A 21,921-nucleotide genomic window follows, 5' to 3' on the forward strand; every position below is an offset into this window, starting at 1 on the left:
GCCGCCGCTCCCGGTGCCGAAGCCGCGCCCGCGCCGATCCCCGCCAGCGTGGCCGGCGTCGTCGCCGCCCCGCGTCCGCACCTGCGCCCCGCCCGGGCCGCCGCGCCAGCCGAATCCGGTCCCGCCGTCGTCGCCGAAGCGACCCCCGCCGAAGCGACCCCCGCCGAAGCGACCCCCGCCGAATCGACCCCCGCCGCCGAGGAGTCGACCTCCGTCGCCGTCACCGCGAGCCTCCCCGCCGGCACGCACCTCGTCCAGCTCGGCGCCTTCGACTCGGCCGAGATCGCCGCCTCCGAATGGACACGCCTCCAGGGCAAGTTCGGCGAGTTCCTGGGCTCCAGGGAGCGCGTCATCCAGGAGACCCAGAGCGGCGGCCGCACCTTCTACCGCCTCCGCGCCGAGGGCTTCGAGGACCGCGCCGACGCCCGCCGCCTCTGCGCCGCCCTGACGGCCGAGGGCGCGGACTGCATCCCCGTGACGGTGGACTGATGCCGCTCTCCGCGATCCTCGGCGTCTCCGGCACCTCCCTCGACGCCTGGGAGCGCGGGTTCCTGCGCGACGCCGATCCCTGGGGCTTCATCCTCTTCGCCCGCAACGTCGAGGACCCCGACCAGCTCCGCCGCCTGACGGCGGAGCTTCGCGACACCGTCGGCCGCGACGCCCCCATCCTGATCGACCAGGAGGGGGGCCGCGTGCAGCGGATGCGCCCCCCCTTCTGGCGCGAATACCTCCCCGCCCTGACGCAGATGGAGCGCGCGACCGAGCCCCTCCGCGCCCAGTGGGTGAGGAACCGCCTCATCGCCGCCGAGCTGCAGGACGTCGGCATCGACGTGAACTGCGTCCCTCTGGCCGACCTCGTGGAGGATGGGACCCACCCGATCCTCAGGAACCGCCTCTACGGCGCCGACATCCCGACCGTGGTGACCGCCGCCCGCGCCTGTGCCCAAGCGCACCTCGCGGGCGGCGTCCTCCCCGTCCTCAAGCACATCCCCGGCTATGGCCGCGCCCGCGTGGACAGCCACCTCGACCTCCCCCGCGTCTCCGTCGGGCGCGAGGTGCTCCAGTCCCGCGACTTCGCCCCCTTCCGCGCGCTGCGCGACCTGCCCCTCGGCATGACCGCTCATATCGTCTTCGATGCGGTGGACCCCGACCGCCCCTGCACGACCTCCCCCGTCGCGATCCGCATGATCCGCGAGGAGATCGGCTTCGACGGCCTCCTGATGACCGACGACATCGGCATGGAGGCCCTCACCGGCACCATGGCCGAGCGCGCCGCCGCCTCCCTCGCCGCCGGCGTGGACCTCGTCCTCTACTGCAAGGGCGAGCGCCCGGACCTCGTCGGAACCGTCTCCGCTTGCCACCCCCTCGAAGGCCCCGCCCTCGAACGCGCCGTCCGCGCCCTGGCCCTCCGCCGCCCGCCCGAGCCCGTGGACATCGCCGCGCTCGCCGAGGAGCTGCACGAGCTCCTCCCCGAAGGGGCCTGATGGACGGCGGCTCGCTCCGGATCCCCGTCCCGGACGCGCTCATCGTGGACGTGGGCGGGTTCGAGGGGCCGCTCGACCTCCTCCTCACGCTCGCCCGCCAGCAGAAGGTGGACCTGCGCGAGATCAGCATCCTCGCCCTCGCCCAGCAGTACCTCGCCTTCATCGAGAGCGCCGCGCGCGCCCGCATCGACCTCGCCGCCGACTACCTCGTGATGGCCGCCTGGCTCGCCTACCTGAAGTCCCGCCTTCTCCTTCCTCCCGACCCGGAGGAGGAGCCCGAGGCCGAGGACCTCGCCCGCGACCTCGCCTTCCGCCTCGCCCGCCTCGAAGCCATGCGCGAGGCCGCCCAGGCCCTCATGGACCGCCCCCGCCTGAACCGCGACGTCTTCCCGCGCGGGGAGGTCGAGGCGATGGAGGAGACCCGCGTCACCCGCCTCACCGCGAGCCTCTACGACCTCCTCTCCGCCTACGCGCGCCTGCGCACCCGCGACGAGTTCCGCCCCTTCGCCATGGACCGCGTCGGCGTCTACACCATGGAGGAGGCGCTCGACCGTCTCCGCCCCCTGATCGGCGACTGGGCCGACTGGGCGTCCTTGAGCGACTGGCTCCCCCCCGGCTGGACCGACGGCCCCCGCCGCCGCGCCGCCACCGCCGCCACCTTCGCCGCCGCGCTGGAGCTGGTGCGCGAGGGCCTCGCCGACATCCGCCAGGACGGCCCCTTCGCCCCGATCCACCTGCGCGCGAGGGCTCCGGCATGAGCGCGAAGCCCCGGGCGTGCGACCTCGTAGGGCGGGCTTCAGCCCGCCATGTTCCCTCATCCACTCGCGTAGCGCCTGCCATTCCGGCGTGGCGGGCTGAAGCCCGACCTACGGCCTGTCCCACGCGCCGCGTCCCATCCCGACGGCCCGAATTCCTCCTCGTCGGCCCATGACCGCCGAGCCCCCCTTCGACGTCCCCACCCCCGAGGAGCAGGAGCGCATGGTCGAGGCGCTCCTCTTCGCCTCCCCCGAGCCGCTCCCCACCGCCAAGCTCGCCGAGCGCCTCCCCCCCGGCTGCGATCCCCGCGCCGCGCTGGCCCGCCTGCAGCGCCTTTACGAGGGCAGGGGGGTCAACCTCGTCCGCTCCGGGGGCGCCTGGGCCTTCCGCACCGCGCCGGACCTGCGCTTCCTCCTCTCCCGCGAGGTGGTTGAGACCCGCAAGCTCTCCCGCGCCGGCATCGAGACCCTGGCCATCGTCGCGTATCACGGCCCTGTCACCCGCACCGAGATCGAGGAGATCCGGGGCGTCTCGGTCTCCAAGGGCACCCTCGACCAGCTCCTTGAGCTCGGCTGGGTCCGCCTCGGCCGCCGGCGGGAGACCCCCGGCCGTCCGGCGACCTACGTCACCACGGACGCCTTCCTCGACCACTTCGCCCTCGAAAGCGCCGCCGACCTCCCCAGCCTCGCCGACCTCCGCGCCGCCGGCTTCCTGGGCGAGCCTACGGTTCAGGAGAACCTGCCGCTCCCCGACCCGGAGCCGTGAATCGGGCACCGCGCGTGTCCCCGCCATCGCAAGACGCACCACCAGTTGCGGAACAGGAGGCACACCGGCTCCGTCGCGTGGGGTGGCGCTCCACCTCACCGTGCGCCACCCGCCATCGCGCCACGCGTTCCCAACAGGACGGGTGGTGCCGCGTCCCCATGCGACGAATGGGCCGGGCGCAGCGCCAGAAGGCTGCCCCATGGGGTGCGTGCTCGCACGCGCCGCGCCGGTGGCCTGCGACTGCCCTGATTCGGGTGGCTGACGGGGCGCGCGGGACCTTGCCCGCCTGGGGCGACGCAACACCCATGCGTGGGAACTCCCTTTGTCCAATCAGAGACTTGCGCCCCAGGTGTTGCGTCGCCCCACCCCCCACCGAACGCCACGTTTACCACTCGTTAACCCGGCGCGGGCACTCTGGGCGCAACGCAACGAATCAGGCCCGTCCCGACGGCCAGGGCGCTACGCCCCGGGTGCCGGCTGTGGGACAGCACCCCCGAAGAGCGGGCCAAAGAGAGGTGAATGGAACTACGTCGCACGGACCTGTCCGCGCAGAGCCGGCCCCGGAGAGGGGCCCACATACCGGGAACGGGAGATCCTCCCCGCGTCCCCCATAGACTCAAGCCCGCTGAAGAGGCGGTCCGGATAGGTCCCGAAAACCCCCTCGCGCCGGGGCGGACGAGGCAACCCGGAGGCCCCGCGGGATTGAAGCATTCGTAGGAACCCCCTGGCCCGAACCACCCCGGGCCGAAGCGCAAGCCACCGCGCCCTAGGCCCCGACCTCCGCGAAATGCTTCGCCAGCTTCAGCCCCTGTCCCTGGTAGTTGCTCGCGATTCCCCGCCCGTAGAGCTGGTCCGGCACCTCCGCCATCCGCTCGTAGAGCAGCCGCCCCACCACCTGCCCATGCTCCAAGGCAAACGGCGCCTCATGGCACCGCACCTCCAGCACCTCGCGCGAGCCCGTCCCGGCCGTCCCATGCCCGAAGCCCGGATCGAAGAACCCGGCGTAATGCACCCGGAACTCGCCCACCATGGCCAGATACGGCGCCATCTCCGCCGCATGGTCCGGCGGGATCGTCACCGCCTCGCGGCTCATCAGGATGTAGAAGGCCCCCGGATCGAGGATGATCCGCTCGTCTTCCGCGACGATCTCCTCCCAGAAGGCACGGGGGTCGTAATGCCCGATCCGGTCGAGGTCGATCACCCCGGTATGCGGCTTGGCCCGCCACCCCACGCGTCCCGGCCCCTTGAGGTCCACCGAGAACGCGAGCCCGTCGTCGATCGCCGCCTCCGCTCCCTGCACCAGCGGCACCCGCCCCTGCAGCTCCCGCAGCTCCTCGTCCGAGAGCCGCGCCTCCCCCTCCCGCAGCCGGAGCTGGTTCAGCCGCATTCCCGGTCGCACCAGCACGCTGAACGACCGGGGGCAGATCTCCGCCCAGAGCGGCCCGCGATACCCCTGGGGCACGTGGTCGAACTCCGTCCCTCCGTCGCAGATCGTCCGCGTCAGCAGGTCGAGCCGCCCCGTCGAGCTCTTGGCGTTCGCGACCCCCTCCAGCCCCCCGGGCAACGCAAGCTCCTCCATCAGCGGCACGAGGTAGACGCAGCCCTTCTCCAGCACCGCCCCGTCGTCCAGGCGGAAGCGGTGCATCTCGAAGGCCCCGAGCCGCTCCTCGACCGTCCTCCCCTCTCCGGCCAGGAACGACGCCCGCACCCGAACCGCGAAGCGCCCGAGCCGCAGATCCAGCGAGGCCGGCTGCACCTGCGCCGGCAGCACCGGCTCTGCGGCCGCGATCCCTCCCTCGGCGATCAGCCCACGGAGCCGCTGGCTCGGCAGAACACCCAACGACGCATCTCCTCTTGGCTCGACGGCCTCCACGACGACGCCCGACGTGCCGCCGAGTCAAGGCCGGCCGGACGTCTGGCCGGACAGTTGCGTGGAAGGGGCTCGACGGTGTGGGATAGGAGCAGCAGGGGAGGGAGCCCATGGACCAGCTCAGCCAGATCGCCCGCCGCGTCGAATCGCTCGACCGGGCCCGCGCCTTCTGGCGCGACACTTTGGGGATCAGGGAGCTCTACGCCTTCCCGGGCCTTGCCTTCCTCGACCTGGGCGGCACGCGCCTGATGCTGCGCGAGACCGGAGCGCGCGACGAGGCCGACCTCCTCTACCTCCGCGTCCCTGATATTGCCGCCGCGCATGACGGATTGGCGGCGAGGGGAGTGACCTTCCTCCAGGCCCCGCAGGTCGTCCACCGCCACGCCGACGGTTCGGAGGAATGGATGGCGTTCTTCAAGGACGACGAGGGCCGTCCGCTGGCTCTCCACGCGGTCAGGGTCGGATGATCTCGGAAGCTTCGGGGGGGTGGATGATGGTCGGGCTAGCAGGACTTGAACCTGCGACCTCCCGCCCCCCAGACGGACGCGCTACCAGACTGCGCTATAGCCCGACACGGGCGCCTTCTTACCGATTCAGGCGGCGGGGGCAAGGGCAAAAGCCACCCCTCAGCGCGACGGTGACGCCCCCTCGCGCAACTCCGCGAGCCGACGCACGAGAGGGGCCAGGCGCGCGGCCTCGGCCCGCAGCCGGTCCCGGTCGGCCCCGGCCAACGCCTCGCGAAGGCGAGCCAACGAACCCTCTCCGGAGGCGCGGACCGGGGCCCTCAGGCGATCCAGCGTCCCCGCCAGGAACTCGCTCACCGGGGCGGCGACCGGCGTCGCCTCGGGGGCGGGGCCGGGCGCGGGGTCCGGCTCGCACTCCGCCTCCAACGTGAACCCGACCGATTCCTCATCTATGTCGAGCTCGCCCGCCTCCGCGTCAGCAGGCTCCTCCTCCCCGGCCCGGGGCCAGGGCCCGACGATCACGGCGACAGGAGCCTCCTCCGTGGCCTCCTCCGTCCCTTCCCAGGGCAGGGCGGAGAGCGTGGCGACGTGCCGCGGGCCCTTTTCCTTGAGCAGCTTCTGGACGCCCCGGATGGTCATGCCCTGCTCGTGCAGCAGGACCTTGATCCCCGACAGGAGCGCGATGTCGTCCGGGCGGTAGTAGCGCCGCCCGCCGGCCCGCTTCACGGGCTTGATCTGCGGGAACTTGGACTCCCAGAAGCGCAGCACATGGGCCGGCGTCTCGAGGAAGGCCGCCACCTCGCTGATGGTGCGGAACGCGTCGGGGGACTTGCCCACGGCCTCAGCCCCGGTTGCCATGGGCGATCCGGTTCTTCATCAGGTGCGAGGATCGGAAGGTCAGCACGCGCCGGGGATGGATCGGCACCTCCTCCCCGGTCTTGGGGTTGCGGCCGACGCGGGCGGCCTTCTCCCGGACCGAGAAGGTCCCGAAGGAGGAGATCTTGACTGTCTCCCCCCGCACCAGCGCGTCCGAGATGTGGTTCAGCACGGATTCCACCAGCGTGGCGGAGTCGTTGCGGGACAGCCCGACCTCGCGGTGAACCGCGTCGGCCAAGTCCATGCGCGTCAAGGTCTTGTCCGACATTCTGAAAGCCCCCCACAATGTGCCGCCCAGACTACGGCAGGGGACTCACGCGGTCAATCGCGCCTCCGTGATCGTCGGTGGCTCACCACCGCACGACGACCGACCCCCAGGCGAGCCCGCCGCCGATCGCCTCCATCACCACGAGGTCGCCCCGCTTGATCTGCCCCCGCTCGACCCCCACCGAGAGGGCGAGGGGGATCGACGCCGCCGAGGTGTTGCCGTGGTCCTGCACGGTCACGACGACCCGGTCCATGGGCACGCCCATCTTCTGGGCGGTCGCCTTGATGATCCGAAGGTTCGCCTGGTGCGGAACGATCCAGTCCACGTCTTCGCCGGTCAGCCCCGCCCGTTCGAGAGCGGACTCGGCCGTCTGGGCGAGCTTGCCGACGGCGTGGCGGAAGACCTCCTTGCCCTCCATCCGGAGCACGCCCTGCGTGCCGGTGGAGATGCCGCCGTCCACGTAAAGGAGGTCCTTGAAGGTCCCGTCCGAATGGAGGTCGGTCGCCAGGACGCCACGGGCGGCCGTTCCGTCGGACTCCTGCCATTCGAGGAGCACGGCGCCCGCACCGTCGCCGAAGAGGACGCAGGTGGTCCGGTCGGTCCAGTCGAGGATCTTGGAGAAGGTCTCGGCCCCGATCACCAGAACGCGCCGGGCCTGCCCCGCCACGATCAGCGCGTTCGCGGTGGTCAGCGCATAGACGAACCCCGCGCAGACGGCCTGCAGGTCGAAGGCGAATCCCCCGGTCATGCCGAGCGCCCTCTGCACCATCGTCGCGGCCGAGGGGAAGGTGAGGTCCGGGGTGGAGGTGGCGAGCACGATGGCATCCACCTTGGAAGGCTCGCGTCCCGCCATAGCCAGCGCCGCGCGCGCGGCGCGCGTTGCCATGTCCGAGGTCGTCTGCCCGGGCGCCGCGAAGTGCCGCCGCTCGATCCCCGTCCGCTCGCGGATCCACTCGTCCGAGGTGTCGAGCGTCGCCTCGAACTCGGCGTTCGGCACCACCCGGTCAGGCAGGTAATGCCCGACGCCCGTCACCACGGCCCTGATGGTCATCTCTGCTGCTCCTGAGGCGCCTCGACGCCGGTGGCGGGGGTTGCCCCCCCGTCCGTCCCGTTATCCTGAGCGAGCGCGACCGCCGACGCAACCCGTGCCGCAAGCCGCCCCGCGAAGCCCGCCGTCGCCAGCCGGTGGGCGAGCGTCAAGGCCGCCGCCACCCCGGTCGCGTCGGCCGAGCCGTGGCTCTTGATGACGGTGCCGTTGAGCCCGAGGAAGACGCCCCCGTTCACCCGGCGCGGGTCGATCCGCAGCCGCAGCCGGTCCGGCGCCCGCATGGAGAAGAGCGCGCCGATCTTCGACAGCGGCCCGAGGTTCAGCGCCTCGCGCAGGAGGCCCGCTATCAGCGTCGCGGTCCCCTCGCCGGTCTTGAGGGCGACGTTGCCGGTGAAGCCGTCGGTCACGATCACGTCCACGCGGTTCGAGGGAATGTCGCTCCCCTCCACGAAGCCCACGAAGTCGAACTCGCCCTTGGGCGCGGCCTCCTGCATGAGCTCGAGCGCGTCCTTGAGCTCCTGCCGTCCCTTGTGCTCCTCGGTCCCGACGTTGAGGAGCCCCACGCGCGGACGCGCGATGCCGAGGCCCTGCCGCGCGTAAGAGGTGCCCATCAGCGCATAGACGAGGAGATCCTCCGCGTCCGCGCGGATATCGGCGCCCACGTCGAGCATGACGTTGAACCGGGTCGGGTTGCGCGAGGGCCAGAGGCAGGCGATGGCGGGCCGGTTGACGCCCGGCACCTTGCGGAGCCGCAGCATCGACACCGCCATGAGAGCGCCGGTGTTCCCGCAGGAAACGACCGCCTGGGCCCGACCGTCGCGCACGACGTCGACGGCGGACCACATGGACGTGTCCTTGCCGGTCCGCATCACCTGCGACGGCTTGTCGGTCATCGCGACCGCCCCGGGCGCATGGACGATGCGCACGCGATCCCCCAGCTTCCGGACGAGCGGAGTCAGAACCTGCTCAGGCCCGTGCAGCAGGACGCGGGCCCCCGGCGTCTCGGCCAGGAAGGCCTCGAGCCCCGCGACGACGACCTGCGGCCCCTTGTCGCCCCCCATCGCGTCCAGGGAAATGACGACGCCGTCGGCCTGGGCCGGGGCGCTCCCGATGGACGGACGGCTGTCGGTCATCGACGGGTGACGCGGTCAGCCGTTCAGGCCGCGTCCTCGTCGATCTCGGCGACGGCGTGCGGCGGGACGATCTCCTTGGAGTCGTAGTGGCCGCAGGTCGGGCAGACGTGATGCGGACGCTTCAGTTCGCCGCAGTTGCTGCACTCGTTGGGGTTGGCGGCAACGAGGAAATCGTGGGCGCGGCGCTGGTTGCGGCGCGACTTGGAGACTTTGTTCTGCGGGACGGCCATGTCACAACCTCGGTTCGTCTCAGGGGCGCATGGCCCGATATGAAAGTTTCGCGAAAGCTCGCGGGTCCGGGGGCGGCAATACGGCCTCCCCGCCGGAATGTCGAGCCTCGACGGAAGGCCGCGAACATAGCGGATTTCGCGGGCGCCGCAAGGGTGGGGGTGACCTACTCCTTGGGCTTGAGCGCGTCCCTCAGGGCGGCGAAGGGCTTGGCCTTCTCCTCGGTCAGCGGCTCGGCGCCCGGCTCGGTCACGACGATCTCGCCCAGCTCCTCGCCCTCGGCGCGGGGATAGGGGGGCAGGGCGAGCGCGAGCGCCTCCAGCATCACGCCCACGAGGTCCAGGCTCGCGGGGAGCTCCTCGACCGAGTCGTCCTCGGGCATCTCGGATTCGCCCGGCTCCGGCTCGACGAAGTCGGCCAGGTAGCGGCGCTCCACCCTCTCGTCGATCCGGGTCGTGACGGGCTCGAGCGAGACCACGCTCTCCTGCACCACCGTCGCGCCGAGCTGGCCCTCCAGTCGCCAGTCCCTGCGCCCTTCGGGCCGCAGCCAGCCCTCGAAACGGAGCTTCCTCACGGCAGGGACGCCGAGATCGGCGGCGATGGCCTCCCGCTCCTCGGCCTCCGGGGCGAGGTCGAAGCGGGTCGCCTGCCTCTGGCCGGGGTCGGCGAGGCGGAGGATGTGACGGGGAAGTCGGGTCGCGTCGCTCAAGGGGGCCTCCTTGTCCTTGAAGGGGCTCGCTCCATGCCCTAAGCCGCGATATGAAGCGGAAAAGGACAAGGCAAGGGGGCGGCGATGCGGAAGGGTCTGGCCGGCGTGGTGGCCGTGTCGCTGCTGCTCGGCGCCTGCGCGCCGATCTACCGCAACCACGGCTACGTCCCGCCGGAGACGGCGCTGTCGTCGCTGCAGGTTGGCGTGGACACCCGCGACAGCGTGGTCGCCTCGCTCGGTCGGCCGACCACGACGGGCGTCCTGGGCGACCAGAGCTTCTATTACGTCCAGAGCCGCTTCCGTAACTTCGCCTTCCTCCCCCCGGAGGAGGTGAACCGCCAGGTCCTCGCGCTGTCGTTCCTGCCCGATGGCCGCCTCGGCAACGTCGAGAGGTTCGGGCTCGAACGCGGCCGCGTGGTCCAGCTCTCCCGCGCATCACGGGCGAGGTCTTCGCCGACCGCACCTTCATCAACCAGCTCTTCGGCAACGTGGGCCGGTTCGACGCGGGGAGCCTCCTCGGCGAGGAGTGACGCGAGCCTCGTCCGCAACGAGCAGGCGAAGCACTCCGCGAACTACCTCAGCGGGGTGGCCGTCGCGGTGGGCTGCCTCGGCTCCCTGATTCCCGCCCTGTCCAGCGACGGAGGGCCCAGGGTTCTCTCGGTCGTCGTCAGCGGGATTCGTTTCGGGCTCTCCCTTGCGCCGCATCCGATCGCGAGACGCGACCTTCGGAGGCTCGTGCCACGACCGCTCTTCAGGTGATCGCGCTTCTGATGACCCCGGTGGGAGGGCTCCTCGTCGGGCTGGCGGCCTATTGGGTGGCTACCCGTCCCGACCAGGAGCGGAGTCGCCCGGCCGAGTGACCCCGGCCGGGCAGGCGTTCAGGCCCCGCGCGCCGCCTCGTCCTCCTGATCGAACGACAGCGCCGCCCCGTTGATGCAGTAGCGCAGGCCCGTGGGCTTCGGTCCGTCCGGGAAGACGTGGCCCAGATGCGCCTCGCAGCGCGCGCAATGGACCTCGGTGCGCGTCATCCCGTGCGAGCGGTCCACGTCCTCTTCCACGGCCTCGCCACCCACCCCGTCGATGGGCGACCAGAAGGACGGCCAACCCGAGCCGCTCTCGTACTTCGTCGCCGCGTCGAAGAGGGGCTGCCCGCAGGCCACGCAGTGGAAGGTGCCCGGGCCCTTGGCGAAATGGTGCTCGGTGAAGGGCCTTTCGGTCCCGTGCTGGCGCGTGACGCGGTAGGCCTCGGGCGTGAGCTCCTGGCGCCACTCCTCGTCGGACTTGACGATCTTCTCCATCTCGTTCCCTCCATTCCGTTCGCCTCCGATGTAGGCGCGGCCTCCCGATGGGCCAAGCCCGCCGCGCTACGACCCCGCGCCTCGGTTGACGCCGCCCGGCCCGGCCCATAGGTCGCGGCCATGGCGCGCGCACCCCTCCTCCAACTGTCCGACATCTCCCTCACCTTCGGCGGCGATCCCGTCTTCGATGGCCTGTCCCTCGCCGTGCAGGACGGCGACCGCATCGCCCTCGTGGGCCGCAACGGCTCGGGCAAGTCCACCCTGATGAAGGTCATGGCCGGCCTCGTGGAGCCCGACCGGGGGCTGCGCGCGACCGCGCCGGGCATCCGCGTGGGCTACATGGAGCAGGATCCGGACCTCACCGGCTTCGCCACGCTCGGCGACTACGCCAGCGCGGGCCTGCCCCCGGGCGAGGACTACCGCGTCGCCATCGCCGCCGAGGGGCTGGGCCTCGACCCGTCCCGCGACACGGCGACCGCCTCCGGGGGGGAGCGCCGCCGCGCCGCCCTGGCGCGCCTCATGGCCGAAGCGCCGGACCTCATGCTCCTCGACGAGCCCACGAACCATCTCGACATCGCGGCCATCGAGTGGCTGGAATCGCAACTCTCCGAGACGAAGTCGGCCTATGTCCTGATCTCGCACGACCGCGCGGTCCTGCGGAACCTCACGCGCGCGACGCTCTGGATCGACCGGAGCGACGTGCGCCGGCAGGACAGGGGCTTCCAGGACTTCGAGTCCTGGCGCGACCGCGTCTGGGAGGAGGAGGATACCGCCCGCCACAAGCTCGACCAGAAGATCAAGATCGAGGCCAAGTGGGCGGTCGAGGGAATCAGCGCCCGCCGCAAGCGCAACATGGGCCGCGTCCGCGCGCTGGAGACCCTGAGGACCGAGCGTCGGGAGCAGATCCGTCGCCAGGGCACGGCCGCTCTTGCCATGGAATCGGGGCCGACCTCCGGCAAGCGCGTGATCCTGGCCAAGGGGCTGACCAAGGGCTTCGACGGCCGCAACATCGTCAGGAACCTCGACCTTACCGTGATGCGTGGCGACCGCCTCGCCATCGTCGGCCCCAACGGGGCGGGCAAGACGACGCTGGTGAGGCTCCTTCTCGGGCAACTTGCGCCCGACGCCGGCACCGTGACCCACGGCACGAACCTCGAGGTGGCCGTCCTCGACCAGACCCGCGCGAGCCTCGATCCCGAGATGACGCTCTGGGACGCGCTCGCCGCCGATCCCGCGCTCAAGGCCGGGCGCTCGGATCAGGTGATGGTGCGGGGAACCCCGAAGCACGTCGTGGCCTACCTCAAGGACTTCCTCTTCCAGGAGGCGCAGGCCCGCGCGCCCATCAAGTCGCTCTCGGGCGGCGAGAAGGCGCGGCTGCTGCTCGCCCGGATCATGGCCAAGCCCTCGAACCTCCTCGTCCTTGACGAGCCCACCAACGACCTCGACATCGAGACGCTGGACCTCCTTCAGGACGTGCTGGGCGACTACGACGGCACGGTGATCCTCGTCAGCCACGACCGCGACTTCCTCGACCGCGTGGCGACGCTGACCATCGCCATGGAGGGCGACGGCCGCGCTATTCCCTATGCCGGCGGCTGGACCGACATGATGGCGCAGCGCGGGGGCGAGCCCTTGGGCGTCCGTGCGGCGGCCCCTGCGCCCGCGACCCCCAAGGCGCCCGAGAAGCTCGCTCCAGCCGCCGCGCCGGCTCCACGCCGGAACGGCCTCAGCTTCACCGAGAAGCACCGACTCGAGGCCCTTCCCACCGAGATCGAGCGGCTCACCGAGGAGATCGACCGCCTGGGCAATCTCCTGGCGGACCCGGACCTGTTCACCCGCGAGCCGGTGAAATTCCGCAAGGCCTCCGAGATGCTGGCCCAGCGCCAGAGGGCCCTCGAGTCGGCCGAGGAGGAGTGGCTGACGCTGGCGGAGAAGGCCGAGGCGGGGGCCTGACTCAGCCGCAGCGCCGCAGCAGGAAGGACTGGTCCGCACCTTCCTCGGACCCGAGCCGGACCTCGTCGGTCCAGTCTTGGAAGACCATCCCGTCCGGCCCGGCGGTCGTCAGCGCCAGGTCGGCCCCCTGCGCCTTCAGCTCGAACCCACCCGAGCCGCGGCCCAGGTCGCAGGTGAGGCCGTCCGCGTTGGGATGGCAGCGCGCCACCCCCTCCAGCGGGCTGGCGCCGTCGAGCAGCGTGACCGCCACCTCCATCGTCACCTCGCCCAGGTGCTCGGTCACGCCGACGGGCTTCCGGCCCACCGCGATCCGGCGGATCTTCTGCTCGGGATTCGCCGCGAGGTCGCTCGCCTCGAACGTCTGCTGGTAGCAGAAGTTCATGCGGAAATGCGTGTCGGCGAGGTCATCGGCCACGCCCACGCTGGGGAGCAGGGCGAGGAGAAGGGCGGCTCTCATGCGAAAAGGCTCCAGGGCGGTGGCGCGCCCCGGAGCCTGCCTTTGCGCGGCGACGGGATCAACCGTCGAAGTTCACCTCTTCCATGATCCGCAGTGCATCGGCCCGATGCTCCGCGATCTCGTCGAGGGGCAGCGTGTCGGCGTCGAGCGTCCCCCAGGACGCCACCAGTTCCGGGATCTCGGCGCCGGGCAGCACCGGGTATTCGTGGTTCTCCTCGGCATAGACCGTCTGCGCCTCGGGCGAGACGAGGAACTCCATGAGCTGCAGCGCCTCCTCCCTGTCTGGCGCCGCCTTGGTCATGGCGATGCCCGAGACGTTGATGTGCGTGCCGCCGTCCTCGAACTTGGGGAACTCGATGCGGACCGAGTTGGCCCATTCGGCCTGCTCCGGGTCCTCGAGCATCTGGCCCATGTAGTAGGTGTTGCCGAGCGAGATGTCGCACTCGCCGGCCCAGATGGCCCGGACCTGCGCCGTGTCGTTGCCCTGCGGCTTGCGGGCGAGGTTGGCCCTCAGCCCCTCGGCCCACTGCCGCGCAGAATCCTCTCCATGGTGCGCGATCACGGCCGACAGCAGGGCGAGGTTGTAGTTGTGCGTCCCCGGCCGGGTGCAGATGCGGCCCTGCCACTTCGGATCCGCGAGGTCCTCGTAGGTCGTGACCTCGCCCGGCGCCACGCGGTCCTTGCTCGCATAGACGATGCGGGCCCGCTCGGTTAGGGCGAACCAGAGGTTCTCGGGGTCGCGGAGGTTCTCGGGGATCGCGGCCTTCAGGACCTCGCTGTCCACGGGCTGGATCACGCCCGCGTCCACGATCTGCTCCAGGTTCCCGATGTCCACCGTCATGACCAGGTCGGCGGGCGAGCGCGCGCCCTCGGCAACCAGGCGCTCGACGATGCCCTCCTCGATGAAGGCGAGGTTCACCTGGATGCCCGTCTTGGCCGTGAAGGCGTCGACCACCGGCTGGATCAGCTCGGGCTGGCGCGTCGTGTAGACGTTCACGTCGGCCAGGGCCGGCAGGGCGCAGGCGCTCGCCGCCGAGGCGAGAAGAAGGGTCCGAAGGGTCATGAGGGCCTCGTCACGTTGGAGGTGTCGAGGTCTCTTAAAACCGACTGTTTTTCTCGGGTCAATAGTTTCCGAGTGATTTCCTCAGGAATGCTGTCCCAAGTTGGACCACATCGCAACTGTGCCTGCACGTCATATCCTGCGGTGGAGGCAAGCCGCGCAATCGAGGACCCGTCCTGCGGCTCGTCCCTTTTCCGGCACGCCATCTCGCCGGCCTCGCAGCCCCGCTAGTTCCGCAGCACCATGCAGACCGCCCCCTCCGCGCGGATGCGCCCGCAGAGGTCCTCGGCTTCGGCCCGGGTGTCCCGCCCGATCTGGGCGATGTGCCGCCGCTGGGCCAGTCCTGGGACGCGCCCGCGCGAGTAGTCGATCCGCTCGCCTGCCACGAGGTCGCCGAGCCGGTCGCTCATCTGCCGCGCCTGTCGCTCGGCGGCGTCGCGGCTTCCCTGGGCCGCCAGGATCACCCCCCAGGGCAGGAGGGGTGGCGCCTCGGGCTCGAGGCTCGGCATGAGGCGGCTCCGCGCCTTGGCGAGGCAGGCGTCCTGGAACGGCTTCCCATGCTCGAGAGCATAGTCGGGCGAGGGGAGGGGGCCGTCCCGCCAAATGTCGGCCGGCTCTCCGGTGATGGCGACGACATAGGCCCGCGTCTCTCCGGGCAGGCCGCTCAGACCGGCGAGATAGCGGGCCACCCGTTCCTCGCCCGCGTTGTAGGCCGCCGCCGCGAGGCCCAGGTTCCCGAACTGCCGTTCGAGGTCCTTGAGGTAGTCGGCCGAGGCCAGGATCGCCTCGGCGGGATTGAACGGGTCGGCGAGCCCCCGCCGCGCGGCCGTCGCGGGGATGAACTGGGCGATGCCCTGCGCGCCGGCCGGGCTCACCGCGCCCGCGTCGAACAGGCTCTCGCGCCACAGGAGGCGGGCGAAGAAGCCGGGGTCGAGCTCCTCGGAGCGCGCCGCGTCCTCGATCGCCCGGCAGACGTCGGCGTCGTAGCTGATCTGGGCGATGCAGACCGCCCCGTCGCGGGCACAGCGCTGCCCTGTGGGCCGGGCCATGGGGCGGAGGGCGGCCTGCTGGGCCACCGGCTCCACCTCCTCGACCTCGTCCAAGGTCACCCCCTGGCCGGCTTCGCCGAGGCCAGGGACCGCAATCAGGCAGAGCAGGGCCGCAAGGCAGAGCGCGCGAGGAACCATCACCGGGCTGAATCTAGAAGCGGAGACCGCTTCCGCCAAGCGCATCGCTCCCTGTCCCGGGCCTGTGGTCTGGATGACCCGGGGAAAGGCCGGCGATCTCCCACCAGATGGCATCGGAGGTGGAGCGGACTTCGGCGCGCCGCGACGATCCATCCTAGGCCTTGTCCGCCGCCCGGACCTCGTTCCAGATCGCGTCCATCTCGTCCAGCGTGCTCTGCGCCGGGGTCCGGCCGCGCTCCTTCAAGCGGTCCTCCACGATGGCGAAGCGCCGCTCGAACTTGGCGTTGGCCCGCCGCAGCGCCGCCTCCGGGTCCACGCCGAGCCATCGGGCCAGGTTCGCGCAGACGAAGAGGAGGTCGCCCATCTCCTCCTCCACCCGGTCCGCGCCTTCGTCCCGAGCCTCCCAGACCTCGCGAGCCTCCTCGGCGATCTTGTCGAGCACCGGCCGCGCGTCCGGCCAGTCGAACCCCACCCGAGCGGCCCGCGCCTGCAGCTTCTCGGCCCGCTTCAGCGCCGGCAGCGCAAGCGCCACGCCGTCGAGGGTCCGCCCGCCCCGCTCGCGGGCCTTCTGAGCTTCCCAGGCGCGGGTCTGCTCCTCGGCCGAACGCACCTCCTCGCTGCCGAAGACGTGCGGATGCCGCGCCACCATCTTGTCCGAGACCGCCTTGGCCATGTCGCCGAAGTCGAAATACCCGGCTTCCTTGGCCATCTGCGCGTGGTAGACCGCCTGGAGCAGCAGGTCGCCCAACTCCCCCTTCAAGCCTGCCCAGTCCTCCTTCTGGATCGCGTCCGCGACCTCGTAGGCCTCCTCGATCGTGTAGGGGGCGATGGTCGCGAAGGTCTGCTCCACGTCCCAGGCGCAGCCCGTCTCGGGGTCGCGCAGCCGTGCCATGATGGCGAGGAGGCGGCTCAGCTCATCGGTTGGGGAGGGCATGGCGGGTCTCCATCCAAGGGGCAGAAAGCAAGACAGCCCCCGATGGGGGCTGCCGCAGGGGCCACGCGGGGCCGAAGGCTCAGAGGAACTTGCCCATCGCGACGGCGGTGTCCGCCATGCGGTTCGAGAAGCCCCATTCGTTGTCGTACCAGGACATGACGCGGACGAAGTTGCCTTCCATGACCTTGGTCTGGTCCATGTGGAAGACCGAGGAATGCGGGTCGTGGTTGAAGTCCGACGACACCAGCTTATCCTCGGTGAAGCCGAGGATGCCGCGCAGCCGGCCCTGCGCCGCGCCCCGGATCGCCTCGTTGACTTCCTGAATGGTGGTCGTGCGCTTGGCGACGAACTTGAAGTCCACGACCGAGACGTTCGGCGTCGGCACGCGGATCGACACGCCGTCGAGCTTGCCGTTCAGCTCGGGCAGCACCTTGCCCACCGCCTTGGCGGCGCCGGTCGAGGTCGGGATCATGCTCAGGGCCGCCGCGCGGGCGCGGTAGAGGTCCTTGTGCATGGTGTCGAGCGTCGGCTGGTCGCCGGTGTAGCTGTGGATCGTGGTCATGAAGCCGTGGTCGATGCCGATGGCCTCGTTGAGGACGTAGGCGACCGGCGCGAGGCAGTTGGTCGTGCAGGAGGCGTTCGAGACGACGTGGTCGTCGGCGGTCAGCGCCTCGTCGTTCACGCCGAAGACGATGGTCTTGACGGCGCGGTCCGTCTGCCATTCCTCGCCCGAGACGGGCGCGGACACGAGCACGCGCTTCGACCCGTTCTGCAGGTGCAGCGCCGCCTTCTGCGCGTCGGTGAAGATGCCCGTGCATTCGAGCGCGATGTCCACGTCGCCCCAGGGCAGCTTGGCCGGATCACGCTCGGCGCTCACCTTCATGGGCCCGCGGCCCACGTCGATGGAGTTCTCGCCGGTCGTCACCGTCGCCGGGAACTTGCCGTGGACCGAGTCGTAACGGAGCAGGTGGGCGTTGGTCTCCACGGGGCCGAGGTCGTTGATGGCGATGACCTCGATGTCGGTGCGGCCCGACTCGATGATGGCGCGCAGGACGTTGCGCCCGATCCGGCCAAAGCCGTTGATGCCCACCTTGACCGCCATGGTCCGTTCTCCTTCTCAGGGCGCGCGCCTCGCGCACCGGTCGCGCGGCAACATGGCGATTTCGGACGGAAGGTCAACCGAAGAGGGGCCGCGAGACCATGGCCCGCCTCGTTTCCGGCCTTAGGTTGCGGGATCGGGAGGGGTGTCCATGGATCCACGCTCGCTCGCGCTCCTCGGCGCGCGGCTGCTGATCGCGCAACTATTCCTGCTGGGCTCGGCGCAGAAGTGGCTCGACCCCGCCATCGTCGAGGGACTCCTCGCCGGGCTCGGCTGGCCGGATTGGCTCATCTGGCCCGCGCTGGCCTTCAATCTCGTGGCCGGTGTCCTGCTGGCGCTCGGCTTTTGGACGCGCTGGCTGGCGATCCTGCTCGCGGCCTACTGCGGGGTCACGAGCCTCTTCCACTACATCCCCAGCGACGGCTGGCAGATGTCGATCTTCGTCAAGAACTGGGCCATCGCCGGAGGCTGCCTCGCGCTCGCGGCGGCCGGGCCGGGCCGCTACGCGCTCGAAGGCCGGGAGCGTTCGACCGCCCCCGGCCCGCAGGAGGTCAGAGCAGCGATTGCGCCGTCCGGGCGACGTTCTCCGCCGTGATCCCGAACTTCTCGTAGAGCACCTCGGCCGGCGCCGAGGCCCCGAAGCTGCTCATGCCGACGAACGCGGCCTTGCCCTCGCGCCCGCCCTGGCCCAGGAGCCAGCGGTCCCAGGGCTGGCGCACGGCGGCCTCGACCGCGACCCGCACCGCGCCGGGCGGCAGGACCCGCCGCCGCACCTTCTCGTCCTGCTGGGCGAACAGCTCCATGCAGGGAACCGACACGACCCGCGTGCCCACGCCCTCGGCCTCCAGCCGCTCGCGCGCGGCCATCGCGATCTCGACCTCCGAGCCCGAGGCCATCAGGATCGCCTGACGCTTGCCCGTCGCCTCGGCGAGGACATAGGCCCCCTGCGCCGAGAGGTTCTTGTTGGTGTGCTCGGTCCGAACGGGCTTGAGGTTCTGCCGCGACAGCGCCAGCACCGACGGGCCGGGCTGGGTCAGCGCGATCTCCCAGGCCTCGGCCGTCTCCACCGTGTCGGCGGGGCGGAACACCCGCAGGTTCGGCGTCGCCCGCAGCATGGCGAGGTGCTCGACCGGCTGGTGGGTCGGCCCATCCTCGCCCAGCCCGATGGAATCATGCGTCAGCACGTAGACCACCTTGGCCCCCATCAGGGCCGAGAGCCGGATCGACGGGCGAGCGTAGTCCGCGAAGCACATGAACGTGCCGCCATAGGGCAGCACGCCCCCGTGCAGGGCCATGCCGTTCATCGCGGCGGCCATGCCGTGCTCGCGGATGCCGTAGTAGACGTAGCGCCCCTTGCGGTTGCCGGGCTCGAAGGTGCCCAAGTCCTTGGTCAGCGTGTTGTTCGACCCCGTCAGGTCCGCCGAGCCGCCAATGGTCTCAGGCATGACGGCGTTGACAGCCTCCAGAACCAGCTCCGACGACTTCCGCGTCGCGACTGGCTTCGCGCCGATGGCCGCCTGCTTCACGCCCCGGATCGCGGCGGCCAGCTTGCGCGGCGCCTCGCCCTCGGCCACGCGCTTGAACTCGGCCTGACGCGCGGTGGGCAGGGCGGCGATGCGCGCCTCCCACTCGGTCCGGGCCTGGGCGCCGCGCTGCCCCATCTGCTCCCACCGCGCCTTGATGTCGGCGGGAATCTCGAAGGGCGCGGCGTCCCAGCCGTAGACGGCCTTAACGTCGGCGATCAGCTTGGCGTCCGTGAGCGCCCCATGCCCCTTGGCCGTATCCTGCGCCGAGGAGCCCAGCGCGATATGCGTCTTGCAGGCGATCATCGACGGCCGCGGGTCCTCCTTCGCCGCCTGGATCGCCACGTCGATGGCTGCGGGGTCATGCCCGTCGATGCTCTGGACGTGCCAGCCGGCCGCCGCGAAGCGCGCGCCCTGGTCGGTCACGTCCGCCATCGAAACCTTCCCGTCGATGGTGATGCCGTTGTCGTCGAAGCACACGATCAGCCGCGAGAGCTGCTGCTTGCCGGCCAGCGAGATCGCCTCGTGGCTCACGCCCTCCATCAGGCAACCGTCGCCCGCGAAGACATAGGTCCAGTGGTCCATCACCTTGGCACCGAATCGCGCGCGCAGCGACTCCTCGGCGATGGCGAAGCCCACGGCGTTGCCGAGCCCCTGGCCCAGCGGCCCGGTGGTCGTCTCCACCCCGGCGGTGTGGTGAACCTCCGGGTGGCCCGGGGTCCGCGATTCCCACTGCCGGAAATCCTTGATCTGCTCGAGCGTCATATCCGGGTAGCCGGTCAGATAGAGCAGCGAGTAGAGCAGCATCGACCCATGGCCGTTCGACAGGATGAAGCGGTCGCGGTCGGGCCAGAACGGCGCCTTGGGGTCGAACCGGAGGTGCTTGTCGAACAGCACCGTCGCCACGTCGGCCATGCCCATCGGCATCCCCGAGTGTCCGGAATTCGCCGCCGCGACCGCGTCCAGGGTCAGCGTCCGGATCGCGGCGGCCAGCCGCCAATGCTCGAAATGGGCGTTGCGCAGGCTCGCGATGTCCATGATGTCCACTCCTGAGGGGTCCGGGGCCTCTTACCAGCCCGACAAGCAAGATCAAGCGCGCCCGCCAAGCCCTTCCCGAATCAGGGGACTCCTGCGTTGCGAGGGCCGACGCTTTCCCGTAGGCTCTCCGGAAATGGGCGCGAGGGGCGCGGCGGGCCGGGACGGGAAGCCCGGCGCGACGGTTTGGGCGAGGGTTGCATGGACGACGCGGGTTTGGGCGATCTGGGGGATATTCTGGAGGCGCGACGGCGGATCGTCGCCGCCTTCGAGGGGATCGCCTCGGGCGCCGAAGCGCTGGCCGCCGTCGCCGCCCAGGCCGCCGAGCTCGACCGCCTCCGCGGCGAGCTGGAGGACGAGCGCCTCGCCAACGCCCAGCTTGAGGAGCGTGTCCGCGCGCTCCGCGAACGGGAGGGGTCGCGCGCCACGCTCGAGGTCGAGCTCTCGCGCCTGCGGGCCGAGCTGGCCGACCTCAAGGCCTCCCGCGAGGCCGAGCGCGGCGAGATCGACGCCGTACTCTCGGAACTCATTCCCCTGGTCGAGGAGGCGAGCTGATGCCGCAGGTGGAGATCGTCATCGGCGGCCGCAGCTTCGAGGTCGCCTGCCAGCCGGGAGAGGAGCCCTTCCTCCAGTCCGCCGCCGCGATGCTGGACGCCGAAGCCTCGGCCATCTCCGGGCAGATCGGCCGGATGCCTGAGGCTCGGATGCTCCTGATGGCCGGGCTCCTGCTGGCCGACAAGACGTCCGGCCTCGAGGACCGCCTGAAGGAGGCGCAGGCCCGCCTGATCGAGCTCGAGGCCCAGCTTGCCGCCGGCCCGCGCGAGATCGAGGTCCCGGTCGAGGTGCCCGTGGAGGTCCGCGTCGAGATCCCGACGATCCCGGCCGAGCTGCGCCAGCTCTTCGCCGACGTGGCCGAGGAGGCCGAGGCTCTCGCGCACGCGGTCAATCAGCTCCTGCCCGAGCGCGCGGCCGGATCGGCGGCCTGATCCTCAGGGTCCGATCAGGCGGCTGATCGCGAAGGCGAGATCGAGGAAGCGCTCCATCTGCTCGGGGCGCGCGAGGGCTCGTCGCAGGCGCAGCCGCATCCCCTCGGGCGAGAGAATCAGCACCGGACGCCCCCGGGTCCCGCGCGCCACGGGCGCAAAGGCCGACATGACGCGCGCGAGATCCTCCAGCTCGAGCCGACGCGACGGATCGCCGCTCGCAAGGGCCGTGACGCCCTCGGGCGCGGGCACCTGCTCGAGCGGCCCCGCAAGACGGGCCACATCCTCGCCCAGGAGGTCGCGCAGAGCCGCCTCGCGCGGGCGGGGGAGCGGTTCGGCTGACGGCTGTGCGTCGCGCGGCCCCTCGGGTGCGCAGGCGATCAGGACAAGGGTGCCCTCGGTCCAGGCGGGCTCCTCGGCCTCGTAGAGGGTGACGGGCCCACCGCGTCTGCCCTCCGCCGGCCGCGCCTCGGCCATCCAGGGATGCCCCCCGCGCGGGACGAGCCGCAGCGTCCCCGCGCGCCCGAGCCTCTCGCCCGTGACGGTCAGGGCCCAGCCCCGCCGGGCCGCGAGCGCCTGCATCCCGTCGCGTCGCGTCGAGTCGAGGTGCGCGCGCCACAGATGCACGGCCCCGCCCACCGACCCCGCAAAGGCCAGCGCGAAGATGAGGTTCAGAAGTAGGGCCATGGGCCCGAACGGACGACCCGGACCAGGCCCGGCGGTCCCGCGGAAAGCGCCAGGGGGCCGCGCGGCAGGGGCGGGGGCCGGGATTGCAACAGGGTTTCGTCCAG

At 71.2% G+C, this 21,921-nt stretch carries 25 protein-coding genes and 1 tRNA gene; 10 read left to right on the forward strand and 16 right to left on the reverse strand.

Annotated features, from left to right (window positions below):
- From RUMESO_RS27835 to scpB, 4 genes are all read left to right on the forward strand, one after another.
- The coding region (locus RUMESO_RS27835) for an SPOR domain-containing protein (RefSeq protein WP_037280726.1) at positions 1-489 on the forward strand (489 nt) is incomplete at its 5' end.
- Entirely contained in the window at positions 489-1,484 is a 996-nt protein-coding gene (locus RUMESO_RS12645) for a glycoside hydrolase family 3 N-terminal domain-containing protein (protein WP_037280728.1), read from the forward strand. The genes RUMESO_RS27835 and RUMESO_RS12645, both read left to right, overlap by 1 nt.
- Entirely contained in the window at positions 1,484-2,242 is a 759-nt protein-coding gene (locus RUMESO_RS12650; protein ID WP_037280730.1) for a segregation and condensation protein A, read from the forward strand. Before RUMESO_RS12645 ends, RUMESO_RS12650 begins: the two co-directional genes overlap by 1 nt.
- A 169-nt stretch (positions 2,243-2,411) precedes the next feature.
- Complete coding sequence (gene scpB, locus RUMESO_RS12655) at positions 2,412-3,005, forward strand: SMC-Scp complex subunit ScpB (RefSeq protein ID WP_051521296.1); 594 nt, start codon at positions 2,412-2,414, stop codon at positions 3,003-3,005.
- Positions 3,006-3,771: 766 nt separating this feature from the next.
- On the opposite strand, the gene RUMESO_RS12660 is transcribed toward scpB, so the two are convergent.
- On the reverse strand, positions 3,772-4,845 hold the full coding sequence (locus tag RUMESO_RS12660) for a 2'-deoxycytidine 5'-triphosphate deaminase (protein WP_037280732.1): 1,074 nt from the start codon (positions 4,843-4,845) through the stop codon (positions 3,772-3,774).
- Between the two features lie 140 nt (positions 4,846-4,985).
- On the opposite strand from RUMESO_RS12660, the gene RUMESO_RS12665 reads away from it, so the two are divergent.
- Positions 4,986-5,342, forward strand: coding sequence for a VOC family protein (locus RUMESO_RS12665; protein ID WP_037280734.1), 357 nt, complete (start codon positions 4,986-4,988; stop codon positions 5,340-5,342).
- A gap of 27 nt (positions 5,343-5,369) precedes the next feature.
- Here RUMESO_RS12665 and RUMESO_RS12670 read toward each other — a convergent pair.
- From RUMESO_RS12670 to RUMESO_RS12700, 7 genes are all read right to left on the reverse strand, one after another.
- Positions 5,370-5,446 (reverse strand) — tRNA-Pro (locus RUMESO_RS12670).
- A gap of 55 nt (positions 5,447-5,501) precedes the next feature.
- Positions 5,502-6,197, reverse strand: a complete 696-nt coding sequence (locus RUMESO_RS24295) for a MerR family transcriptional regulator (RefSeq protein ID WP_037280735.1) — start codon at positions 6,195-6,197, stop codon at positions 5,502-5,504.
- A complete protein-coding gene (gene ihfA / locus RUMESO_RS12680) occupies positions 6,181-6,483 on the reverse strand; it encodes an integration host factor subunit alpha (RefSeq protein ID WP_037280739.1) in 303 nt (100 codons plus the stop codon). Before ihfA ends, RUMESO_RS24295 begins: the two co-directional genes overlap by 17 nt.
- An 82-nt stretch (positions 6,484-6,565) precedes the next feature.
- Entirely contained in the window at positions 6,566-7,534 is a 969-nt protein-coding gene (locus RUMESO_RS12685; protein ID WP_037280741.1) for a beta-ketoacyl-ACP synthase III, read from the reverse strand.
- The gene (gene plsX / locus RUMESO_RS12690; protein ID WP_051521297.1) at positions 7,531-8,664 is read right to left on the reverse strand and encodes a phosphate acyltransferase PlsX; all 1,134 of its coding nucleotides are present in this window, start codon (positions 8,662-8,664) and stop codon (positions 7,531-7,533) included. Before plsX ends, RUMESO_RS12685 begins: the two co-directional genes overlap by 4 nt.
- A gap of 23 nt (positions 8,665-8,687) precedes the next feature.
- Positions 8,688-8,894, reverse strand: coding sequence for a 50S ribosomal protein L32 (gene rpmF, locus RUMESO_RS12695; RefSeq protein ID WP_037280743.1), 207 nt, complete (start codon positions 8,892-8,894; stop codon positions 8,688-8,690).
- Positions 8,895-9,058: 164 nt separating this feature from the next.
- Positions 9,059-9,601 carry a YceD family protein gene (locus RUMESO_RS12700; RefSeq protein WP_037280746.1) on the reverse strand — a complete coding sequence of 181 codons (543 nt, stop codon included), beginning with the start codon at positions 9,599-9,601 and terminating at the stop codon, positions 9,059-9,061.
- A gap of 84 nt (positions 9,602-9,685) precedes the next feature.
- On the opposite strand from RUMESO_RS12700, the gene RUMESO_RS12705 reads away from it, so the two are divergent.
- A complete protein-coding gene (locus RUMESO_RS12705; RefSeq protein WP_245639265.1) occupies positions 9,686-10,360 on the forward strand; it encodes an outer membrane protein assembly factor BamE in 675 nt (224 codons plus the stop codon).
- Positions 10,361-10,479: 119 nt separating this feature from the next.
- Here RUMESO_RS12705 and msrB read toward each other — a convergent pair whose 3' ends face one another.
- The gene (gene msrB, locus RUMESO_RS12710; RefSeq protein ID WP_037280748.1) at positions 10,480-10,899 is read right to left on the reverse strand and encodes a peptide-methionine (R)-S-oxide reductase MsrB; all 420 of its coding nucleotides are present in this window, start codon (positions 10,897-10,899) and stop codon (positions 10,480-10,482) included.
- Between the two features lie 120 nt (positions 10,900-11,019).
- On the opposite strand from msrB, the gene RUMESO_RS12715 reads away from it, so the two are divergent.
- Complete coding sequence (locus RUMESO_RS12715; RefSeq protein WP_037280750.1) at positions 11,020-12,852, forward strand: ABC-F family ATP-binding cassette domain-containing protein; 1,833 nt, start codon at positions 11,020-11,022, stop codon at positions 12,850-12,852.
- A 1-nt stretch (position 12,853) separates the two neighbouring features.
- On the opposite strand, the gene RUMESO_RS12720 is transcribed toward RUMESO_RS12715, so the two are convergent.
- The 5 genes from RUMESO_RS12720 to gap all read right to left on the reverse strand — a co-directional run bounded on the left by RUMESO_RS12720 (position 12,854) and on the right by gap (position 17,592).
- Positions 12,854-13,309: a hypothetical protein gene (locus RUMESO_RS12720; protein ID WP_037280752.1), complete on the reverse strand. Its 456-nt coding sequence runs from the start codon at positions 13,307-13,309 to the stop codon at positions 12,854-12,856.
- Positions 13,310-13,367: 58 nt separating this feature from the next.
- On the reverse strand, positions 13,368-14,372 hold the full coding sequence (locus tag RUMESO_RS12725; RefSeq protein WP_037280754.1) for a Fe(3+) ABC transporter substrate-binding protein: 1,005 nt from the start codon (positions 14,370-14,372) through the stop codon (positions 13,368-13,370).
- A 224-nt stretch (positions 14,373-14,596) separates the two neighbouring features.
- Positions 14,597-15,556 (reverse strand): lytic transglycosylase domain-containing protein, encoded by a 960-nt coding sequence (locus tag RUMESO_RS12730; RefSeq protein WP_051521298.1) that lies wholly within the window; start codon positions 15,554-15,556, stop codon positions 14,597-14,599.
- A 154-nt stretch (positions 15,557-15,710) separates the two neighbouring features.
- Complete coding sequence (mazG, locus tag RUMESO_RS12735; protein ID WP_037280756.1) at positions 15,711-16,490, reverse strand: nucleoside triphosphate pyrophosphohydrolase; 780 nt, start codon at positions 16,488-16,490, stop codon at positions 15,711-15,713.
- Positions 16,491-16,569: 79 nt separating this feature from the next.
- A complete protein-coding gene (gene gap / locus RUMESO_RS12740) occupies positions 16,570-17,592 on the reverse strand; it encodes a type I glyceraldehyde-3-phosphate dehydrogenase (RefSeq protein ID WP_037280758.1) in 1,023 nt (340 codons plus the stop codon).
- Positions 17,593-17,740: 148 nt separating this feature from the next.
- On the opposite strand from gap, the gene RUMESO_RS12745 reads away from it, so the two are divergent.
- Positions 17,741-18,184, forward strand: a complete 444-nt coding sequence (locus tag RUMESO_RS12745) for a DoxX family protein (protein ID WP_082484011.1) — start codon at positions 17,741-17,743, stop codon at positions 18,182-18,184.
- On the opposite strand, the gene tkt is transcribed toward RUMESO_RS12745, so the two are convergent.
- A complete protein-coding gene (gene tkt / locus RUMESO_RS12750) occupies positions 18,141-20,150 on the reverse strand; it encodes a transketolase (protein WP_037280761.1) in 2,010 nt (669 codons plus the stop codon). The genes RUMESO_RS12745 and tkt overlap by 44 nt on opposite strands.
- 198 nt (positions 20,151-20,348) lie before the next feature.
- On the opposite strand from tkt, the gene RUMESO_RS12755 reads away from it, so the two are divergent.
- Positions 20,349-20,702, forward strand: coding sequence for a hypothetical protein (locus RUMESO_RS12755; RefSeq protein ID WP_245639266.1), 354 nt, complete (start codon positions 20,349-20,351; stop codon positions 20,700-20,702).
- Complete coding sequence (locus RUMESO_RS12760; RefSeq protein ID WP_037280763.1) at positions 20,702-21,133, forward strand: cell division protein ZapA; 432 nt, start codon at positions 20,702-20,704, stop codon at positions 21,131-21,133. Before RUMESO_RS12755 ends, RUMESO_RS12760 begins: the two co-directional genes overlap by 1 nt.
- A gap of 3 nt (positions 21,134-21,136) precedes the next feature.
- Here RUMESO_RS12760 and RUMESO_RS12765 read toward each other — a convergent pair whose 3' ends face one another.
- The gene (locus RUMESO_RS12765) at positions 21,137-21,817 is read right to left on the reverse strand and encodes a hypothetical protein (RefSeq protein ID WP_037280765.1); all 681 of its coding nucleotides are present in this window, start codon (positions 21,815-21,817) and stop codon (positions 21,137-21,139) included.
- Positions 21,818-21,921: the final 104 nt, after the last annotated feature.

This window comes from Rubellimicrobium mesophilum DSM 19309 (genome assembly GCF_000600335.2).
Taxonomy (GTDB): Bacteria; Pseudomonadota; Alphaproteobacteria; order Rhodobacterales; family Rhodobacteraceae; genus Rubellimicrobium; species Rubellimicrobium mesophilum.

What these genes read in the sequence shown, in the direction of transcription:
- RUMESO_RS12755 (WP_245639266.1), top strand. Translation starts at nt 20,349, where the DNA reads ATGGACGACGCGGGTTTGGGCGATCTGGGGGATATTCTGGAGGCGCGA.
- RUMESO_RS12730 (WP_051521298.1), bottom strand. Translation starts at nt 15,556, where the DNA reads ATGGTTCCTCGCGCGCTCTGCCTTGCGGCCCTGCTCTGCCTGATTGCG.
- RUMESO_RS12725 (WP_037280754.1), bottom strand. Translation starts at nt 14,372, where the DNA reads ATGACCCTTCGGACCCTTCTTCTCGCCTCGGCGGCGAGCGCCTGCGCC.
- gap (WP_037280758.1), bottom strand. Translation starts at nt 17,592, where the DNA reads ATGGCGGTCAAGGTGGGCATCAACGGCTTTGGCCGGATCGGGCGCAAC.
- RUMESO_RS12645 (WP_037280728.1), top strand. Translation starts at nt 489, where the DNA reads ATGCCGCTCTCCGCGATCCTCGGCGTCTCCGGCACCTCCCTCGACGCC.
- msrB (WP_037280748.1), bottom strand. Translation starts at nt 10,899, where the DNA reads ATGGAGAAGATCGTCAAGTCCGACGAGGAGTGGCGCCAGGAGCTCACG.
- mazG (WP_037280756.1), bottom strand. Translation starts at nt 16,490, where the DNA reads ATGCCCTCCCCAACCGATGAGCTGAGCCGCCTCCTCGCCATCATGGCA.
- RUMESO_RS12720 (WP_037280752.1), bottom strand. Translation starts at nt 13,309, where the DNA reads ATGAGAGCCGCCCTTCTCCTCGCCCTGCTCCCCAGCGTGGGCGTGGCC.
- RUMESO_RS12650 (WP_037280730.1), top strand. Translation starts at nt 1,484, where the DNA reads ATGGACGGCGGCTCGCTCCGGATCCCCGTCCCGGACGCGCTCATCGTG.
- scpB (WP_051521296.1), top strand. Translation starts at nt 2,412, where the DNA reads ATGACCGCCGAGCCCCCCTTCGACGTCCCCACCCCCGAGGAGCAGGAG.
- RUMESO_RS12765 (WP_037280765.1), bottom strand. Translation starts at nt 21,817, where the DNA reads ATGGCCCTACTTCTGAACCTCATCTTCGCGCTGGCCTTTGCGGGGTCG.
- plsX (WP_051521297.1), bottom strand. Translation starts at nt 8,664, where the DNA reads ATGACCGACAGCCGTCCGTCCATCGGGAGCGCCCCGGCCCAGGCCGAC.
- RUMESO_RS12705 (WP_245639265.1), top strand. Translation starts at nt 9,686, where the DNA reads ATGCGGAAGGGTCTGGCCGGCGTGGTGGCCGTGTCGCTGCTGCTCGGC.
- RUMESO_RS12685 (WP_037280741.1), bottom strand. Translation starts at nt 7,534, where the DNA reads ATGACCATCAGGGCCGTGGTGACGGGCGTCGGGCATTACCTGCCTGAC.
- RUMESO_RS12745 (WP_082484011.1), top strand. Translation starts at nt 17,741, where the DNA reads ATGGATCCACGCTCGCTCGCGCTCCTCGGCGCGCGGCTGCTGATCGCG.
- tkt (WP_037280761.1), bottom strand. Translation starts at nt 20,150, where the DNA reads ATGGACATCGCGAGCCTGCGCAACGCCCATTTCGAGCATTGGCGGCTG.
- RUMESO_RS12665 (WP_037280734.1), top strand. Translation starts at nt 4,986, where the DNA reads ATGGACCAGCTCAGCCAGATCGCCCGCCGCGTCGAATCGCTCGACCGG.
- RUMESO_RS24295 (WP_037280735.1), bottom strand. Translation starts at nt 6,197, where the DNA reads ATGGCAACCGGGGCTGAGGCCGTGGGCAAGTCCCCCGACGCGTTCCGC.
- RUMESO_RS12715 (WP_037280750.1), top strand. Translation starts at nt 11,020, where the DNA reads ATGGCGCGCGCACCCCTCCTCCAACTGTCCGACATCTCCCTCACCTTC.
- rpmF (WP_037280743.1), bottom strand. Translation starts at nt 8,894, where the DNA reads ATGGCCGTCCCGCAGAACAAAGTCTCCAAGTCGCGCCGCAACCAGCGC.
- RUMESO_RS12760 (WP_037280763.1), top strand. Translation starts at nt 20,702, where the DNA reads ATGCCGCAGGTGGAGATCGTCATCGGCGGCCGCAGCTTCGAGGTCGCC.
- ihfA (WP_037280739.1), bottom strand. Translation starts at nt 6,483, where the DNA reads ATGTCGGACAAGACCTTGACGCGCATGGACTTGGCCGACGCGGTTCAC.